Source organism: Chitinimonas sp. (assembly GCF_041904975.1).
GTDB lineage: Bacteria > Pseudomonadota > Gammaproteobacteria > Burkholderiales > Chitinimonadaceae > Chitinimonas.
This window is the reverse complement of record NZ_JAYRLZ010000238.1, coordinates 1-6,535: the sequence shown is the minus strand read 5'-3', so window position 1 is coordinate 6,535 and position 6,535 is coordinate 1. Positions and strand designations below refer to the sequence as shown.

The following is a 6,535-nucleotide window of genomic DNA, read 5'->3' as shown; positions in this document are numbered from 1 at the left end:
ATCCTCAAGCTGCCTGGCAAGGCGGCGGGTGATATCAGCCAGGCTGATGCAGTCAAGGAAATCCACGCCCAGGCCGAAAATTGGCAGAGCTATCGCTCCAAGCTCGCAAGCAGTACCAGCAGCTCGCAGTCGCCGCAGGGCAAGGATGCTGGTAGTGGCAAGATACCTGCCAAGATCGAAGACAAGGCATCTGCCAAGCAGGCCGATGCGCCGGCAACCTTGAAGCTTTCCAAGGGTGACGAGGCTGGCAAGCTCAAGGAGCGTGTCCGTTCGCTCGAAGAGGACAGCACGGCAAAGCAAAAGGCATTGGCAGAGGCATCGCAGCGCGTTGCCGAGCTGCAACAAACCAACAAGAAGCTCGAAGAGCTGCTGGCATTGAAGAGCAAGCAGGGTGCACAGGCGCAAAAGCAGGCTGAAGCGCAGAATGCCGCACCGAAAGTAGAGCCGAAGGTGGATGCCAAGGCAGCTCCGGCAGCGAAAGCACCGGAACCCGTCAAGGCAGCCGAGCCCAAGCCGGCTCCGGCCAAACCGGCGGCCGAGGTGAAGCCAGCCGAGGTCAAGCCCGCTGAAGTGAAGCCGGTCGAAAAGGCGCCAGAGCCCAAGCCCGCCGAGGTCAATCAGCTAGAGGCGCATCCTGCCGAGGCAGCCAAGCCCGAGGCGGCTGCCGTACCGCCGGCGGCTGCGACCGAAGTCAAGCCAGCCCAGCCGGATCAGCAGCCGCATGTCGAAGTACCCAAGCCACAACCCAAACCGAAGAAGAAGCCGCTGCCGCCACCGCCGCCTGAGCCGGAACCATCCCTGCTCGATACGCTGTTGTTGCCGGTTGGCGGCGGTCTTGCCTTGCTCGGCCTCGGTGGTGGTGCTTTCTGGTATTCGCGTCGTCGCCGCAAGAACAGTTTTGAAGACAGCATCATTACTGGTTCGGACCTCAAGTCCAACACCATGGTTGGCAATACCGGCGGCGCGGTGATCAGCACCGGCGTCACCGAGAATTCCTTCCTGACCGATTTCAGCCGCGCCGGGCTTGGCACCATCGATACGGATGAGGTTGATCCGATTGCCGAGGCCGAGGTGTATATGGCCTATGGCCGTGACACCCAGGCAGAAGAGATCCTCAAGGATGCGCTGGCTCGTGACGGCAGTCGCCAGGAGGTGCGCCTCAAGCTGCTGGAAATCTACAACAGCCGCAAGAATGTCTCAGCCTTTGAGACCCTGGCGCAGGAAATGTATTCCGCCACTCAGGGCAACGGCCCGCTGTGGGAGCAAGCGGCCGATATGGGCCGTACGCTCGATCCGCAAAACAATCTGTACCAGCGCCAGGAGCCGGTCAATACCGGTTCGCTGGACAAGACCATGGTGATGTCGGCAGGCACCTTGCTCGGCGACACCGGCCAATTCAACAAGCCCTATTCTGAGCCGGCCGTGCCCGAGGAGGATGTGGGTGGCGATCTGGACTTCCAGCTCGATATGCCACAAGCGTCAGCCGAGAAAGCACCGGCAGTGGCCGAGGTGGATTTCGACCTTGGCATGGATGAGGCGCCGGCTGCGGCACCCGCAGCCCCTGTGGCTGCAGTAGTCGAGCCGGTCGGTGGCGATCTGGCGATGGATTTCGATCTGGGCGACCTGGCCCTGCCGGAAACATCGGCGCCTGCCACGGCACCGCAAGACGATGCTGGCATCCTTTCGCTGGATATTCCGCTCGACCTTGCAACCGAAGCCCCGGCGGCGCCAGCAGCGCCAGCCGCTGTCGCGGTGGCTGAACTCGATACGCCGGACATGGCTGCCGGTCTTGATTTCGATTTCGATCTGAGCGAGCCGGCCGCTGCCGATGCGGCAAGCCTGGAGCTGGATTCGGTTAATCTTGATCTGGATATCGCACCGGAATCCTCGTCCGGTGATGTGATGGACTTTGGTGCCGAGCTTGATGACCCGGTCACCACCAAGATCGACCTGGCGCGTGCCTATATCGATATGGGCGACAAGGAAGGCGCACGCGAGATCCTGCAAGAAGCGTTGGGCGAGGGTAGTGCCGAACAGAAGGCGACGGCGGAATCCCTGCTGGCGCAAATTTAGTCGGTTGGTGTATCGAGCAGATGGGCCGCCTGGTGCGGCCCATTGTGCTTTCTGGGCAAGGTGGGAGATACCGGTGCGAATAGTCCTGGGCATTGAATACGATGGTCGAGCGTTCTGCGGCTGGCAGGCGCAGCCATCGCGCTTGTCGGTGCAAGATGCGCTGGAAGCTGCGATCGCGAAGATGGCAGGGCATCCGGTGCGCTTGCACGCTGCCGGCCGCACTGATGCGGGCGTGCATGCCTGCCAGCAGGTTGCCCATTTCGATACCGAGGTGAATCGCTCCTTGACCGCCTGGGTGCGCGGGGTCAACAGCTTTCTGCCCGCAGGTCTGGCCGTGCTGTGGTCGCGGCAGCTTGGCGACGAATTTCATGCGCGCTTCAGTGCGGTGCAGCGCCACTATCGCTATGTCTTGCTGAATCATCCGGTGCGTCCGGCGCTGTTGGCTGGCCGGGTAGGGTGGCACCATGCTCCCTTGTCGCTCGAAGCGATGCAGCTGGCGGCGCAGCGCCTTGTCGGCGAGCATGATTTTTCCAGTTTTCGCTCATCTGAATGCCAGGCCAAGAGTCCGGTCAAGCATCTCACCCGCTTCGCCATCCGCCGCGAGGGTGATCTGCTGTTATGCGATGTATCGGCTGGCGGCTTCCTTCACCATATGGTGCGCAACCTGATGGGAGCCATGGTACATATCGGCCGCGGTGCCGCTGAGCCTGAATGGATGAGTGATTTGTTAGCTGCGCGTGACCGGACCATTGCGCCGGCAACCTTCATGCCGGATGGCCTGTACTTTGCCGGTGTGAGCTATCCGGAGCAGTTTGGGATTGCCAGTGATCCGAGCTTCCGCCACCATCTGGTCTGATTCATTTTTGCGGTGCCCTATGTCTCCCCGGATCAAAATCTGTGGTCTGCGCGATGTCGCCACTGCCCAAGCCGTAGCTGCCTTGGGTGCCGATGCTATCGGTCTGGTGTTTCATGAGCCGAGTCCGCGCCATGTGTCGATCAACCTGGCCCATGAAATCGTTGCTGCCTTGCCGCCCTTCGTGATGAGCGTTGGTCTGTTTGTCGATGCGTCGATAGCGCAGGTAGAGGGCGTGTTGCGTACACTGCCCCTGGATTTGCTGCAATTTCATGGAGATGAGACGCCCGAGTACTGTCGCAGCTTCGGTAGGCCCTATATCAAGGCAGTCCGGGTAAAAGCCGGTGTTGATTTGTTAGAATACGCAGATCGTTTTGCCGACGCGCGTGGTCTGTTGTGCGATGCCTATTCGCCCAGTGCCCCTGGCGGCACGGGCGAGCGTTTCGATTGGCGCCTGCTGCCAGCGCAATTGCCGCTGCCGTTGATCCTGTCCGGCGGGCTCGATCCACGTAATGTCGCGGCGGCGGTGGCTCAGGTGAAACCCTGGGCGGTCGATGTGTCCAGTGGCGTTGAGAGCGTGCGTGGCATCAAGGATATCGAAAAGGTACGGCAGTTCATCCATGCCGTGCGTCAGCCCGGTAGTGCCGGGCCATCATTTGAGTGAAATGGAATTTGCAATGCATATCAAGGATCTACCCATACCCGAGCGCTATGACTTGCCCGATAGCCATGGCCGCTTCGGTAGTTACGGCGGCGTCTATGTTGCCGAGACCCTGATGGCAGCGCTGGATGAGCTGGCGGCCGAGTATCAGAAGGCGCGCAATGATCCGGCATTCATGGCGGAATACCGCCACGAGCTCAAGCATTTCGTAGGTCGTCCCAGCCCGATTTACCACGCCAAGCGTTGGTCGGAGATGCTGGGTGGCGCGCAGATCTACCTCAAGCGCGAAGACCTCAACCATACCGGCGCCCACAAGATCAACAACACCATGGGCCAGGCCTTGCTGGCGCGGCGCATGGGCAAGAAGCGGGTGATCGCGGAAACCGGCGCCGGTCAGCATGGCGTGGCATCGGCCACGGTGGCAGCGCGCTATGGCATGGAATGCGTGGTGTATATGGGCGCCGAGGATATCCAGCGCCAGGCCGCCAATGTCTACCGCATGAAGCTGATGGGCGCGACGGTGGTGCCGGTATCATCCGGCTCGAAGACGCTCAAGGATGCGCTCAATGAGGCGATGCGCGACTGGGTGACCAATGTGGACAGCACCTTTTACATCCTCGGCACTGCGGCCGGCCCGCATCCGTATCCAATGCTGGTGCGCGATTTCCAGGCGGTGATCGGCGAAGAGTCGAAGGTGCAGATGCTGGAAATGGCCGGTCGCCAGCCCGATGTGGTGGTGGCCTGCGTTGGTGGCGGCTCCAACGCCATCGGCATGTTTCATCCCTACATCCAGGTGCCGGGCGTGCGCCTGGTCGGTGTCGAGGCGGGCGGCGATGGGGTGGAAACCGGCCGCCACGCTGCGCCCTTGTCGGCAGGCACGCCGGGTGTGCTGCATGGCAATCGCACCTATCTGATGCAGGACGCCAACGGCCAGATCATTGAAACCCATTCGATCTCGGCCGGCCTTGATTATCCGGGGGTCGGGCCGGAGCACAGCCACCTGAAGGATATCGGCCGGGTTGAATATACCGCAGCCAATGATGATGAAGCCTTGGCGGCATTTCATGATTTGTGCCGGAATGAAGGTATCATTCCGGCCCTGGAATCCAGCCATGCCCTGGCCTATGCCAAGAAGCTGGCGCCAAGCCTGCCGGCCGACCAGATCATTCTGGTGAACCTGTCCGGTCGCGGCGATAAGGATATTCCGACCGTTGCCCGTGTTTCCGGCATCGAGCTGTAAAACCCGTAACAAGCGAATCCATGTCACGAATCCAGAAGATTTTCCAGCGCCTGCAAGAACACAACAAGCAAGCGCTCATTCCTTTCATTACCGCGGGCGACCCGCATCCTGCCGCCACGGTAGGCTTGATGCATGCCCTGGTTGCCGGTGGTGCCGATATTGTTGAGCTGGGCGTACCGTTTTCCGACCCGATGGCCGATGGCCCGGTGATCCAGAAGGCATCAGAGCGGGCGCTGGCCCATGGTGTCAGCCTGCGCGATGTGCTGGACATGGTGAAAGAGTTCCGCCGCAAGGATGCCGATACGCCAGTGGTGCTGATGGGCTATGCCAATCCGGTCGAAGCCATGGGCTACCAGGTGTTTGCCGAAGCGGCTCGTGAAGCGGGTGTCGATGGGGTATTGACGGTCGATTTGCCGCCGGAAGAGGCGCAGAGCCTGTCCGATACGCTCAAAGCGCACCAGCTCGATCCGATCTTCCTGCTGGCGCCCACCACGCCGGAAGCACGCATCAAGGCGGTGGCGCAGCAGGCCAGTGGTTATGTCTACTATGTGTCGCTCAAGGGGGTGACCGGCGCGGCCAATCTGGATCTGGACAGCGTGACCAGCAAGCTGCAGCAATTGCGCGCCCATATCTCCCTGCCTATCGGTGTCGGTTTCGGTATTCGCGATGCTGCATCGGCGCAGGCGGTAGCCAAGGTGGCCGATTCGGTGATCATCGGCAGCCGCCTGGTGCAGGAAATCGAAGAACATGGCGCCTCGGCTGCGCAGCGCCTCACTGCCTTCCTGCGCGAGGTGCGCAGCGCCATGGATTCAGCCCGCCATTAATGTAGAGAAGGCCGCGCAAGCGGCCTTGTTTTTTTCAAGCGCTTGGTCGGTGTCCACGACCACGCAGGAGTATCGAACATGAGTTGGTTGCAAAAGCTTTTACCACCCAAAATCAAGGCCAAGCCGTCCGGTGCATCCACCACCGTACCGGAGGGATTGTGGAGCAAGTGTTCTGCCTGCGGTGCGGTGCTGTATCGCACTGATCTGGACAACAATCTCGACGTTTGCCCAAAGTGTAATCATCACAACGGCATCTCTGCCCGCCGCCGCCTTGACCTGATGCTGGATGCGGAAGGTCGCTTCGAAATCGGCGCTGAAGTGCGTCCGACCGACTTTCTCAAGTTCAAGGATTCCAAGCGCTATCCCGATCGGCTCGATGGCGCGCGCGAGAGCAGCGGCGAAGAAGATGCCATGGTGGTGATGCAGGGCGCCATTCTGTCGCAACCGGTGGTGGTGGCCGCATTCGAATTCAAATTCATTGGCGGCTCGATGGGCTCGGTGGTGGGTGAGCGCTTTGTCCGCGGCGCCATGGCGGCAATTGAAAACGGCTGCCCCTTCATCTGTGTCGCAGCATCGGGCGGTGCGCGCATGCAGGAGGGCCTGATGTCGCTGATGCAGATGGCCAAGACCAGTGCCATCCTCACCAAGCTCAGCGAACAGCGCCTGCCATTCATTTCGCTGCTGACCGACCCGACCATGGGCGGCGTGTCGGCCTCATTTGCCTTCCTCGGCGATGTGGTGATTGCCGAACCGGGCGCGCTGATCGGCTTTGCCGGGCCACGGGTGATCGAGCAGACCGTGCGCGAAACCTTGCCGGAAGGCTTTCAGCGCGCCGAATTCCTGCTGGAAAAAGGTGCCATCGACATGATTGTCGATCGACGCGA

General features: G+C 61.0%; 6 protein-coding genes. All 6 read left to right on the top strand.

Annotation, left to right across the window (positions count from 1 at the left end; genetic code table 11):
* Nucleotides 1–2,073, top strand: a 2,073-nt coding sequence (locus tag ACE3OH_RS17650; protein WP_374356138.1) for a FimV/HubP family polar landmark protein, incomplete at its 5' end; no start/stop codon positions are given.
* A gap of 73 nt (nucleotides 2,074–2,146) precedes the next feature.
* Entirely contained in the window at nucleotides 2,147–2,929 is a 783-nt protein-coding gene (truA, locus tag ACE3OH_RS17645; RefSeq protein WP_374356135.1) for a tRNA pseudouridine(38-40) synthase TruA, read from the top strand.
* A 19-nt stretch (nucleotides 2,930–2,948) separates the two neighbouring features.
* On the top strand, nucleotides 2,949–3,590 hold the full coding sequence (locus ACE3OH_RS17640; protein WP_374356132.1) for a phosphoribosylanthranilate isomerase: 642 nt from the start codon (nucleotides 2,949–2,951) through the stop codon (nucleotides 3,588–3,590).
* 13 nt (nucleotides 3,591–3,603) lie between these two features.
* On the top strand, nucleotides 3,604–4,827 hold the full coding sequence (trpB, locus tag ACE3OH_RS17635; protein ID WP_374356129.1) for a tryptophan synthase subunit beta: 1,224 nt from the start codon (nucleotides 3,604–3,606) through the stop codon (nucleotides 4,825–4,827).
* 20 nt (nucleotides 4,828–4,847) lie between these two features.
* Nucleotides 4,848–5,651 (top strand): tryptophan synthase subunit alpha, encoded by an 804-nt coding sequence (gene trpA, locus ACE3OH_RS17630; RefSeq protein WP_374356126.1) that lies wholly within the window; start codon nucleotides 4,848–4,850, stop codon nucleotides 5,649–5,651.
* Between the two features lie 78 nt (nucleotides 5,652–5,729).
* Nucleotides 5,730–6,535: acetyl-CoA carboxylase, carboxyltransferase subunit beta (accD, locus tag ACE3OH_RS17625; RefSeq protein WP_374356123.1), on the top strand; the 806-nt coding region annotated here is incomplete at its 3' end.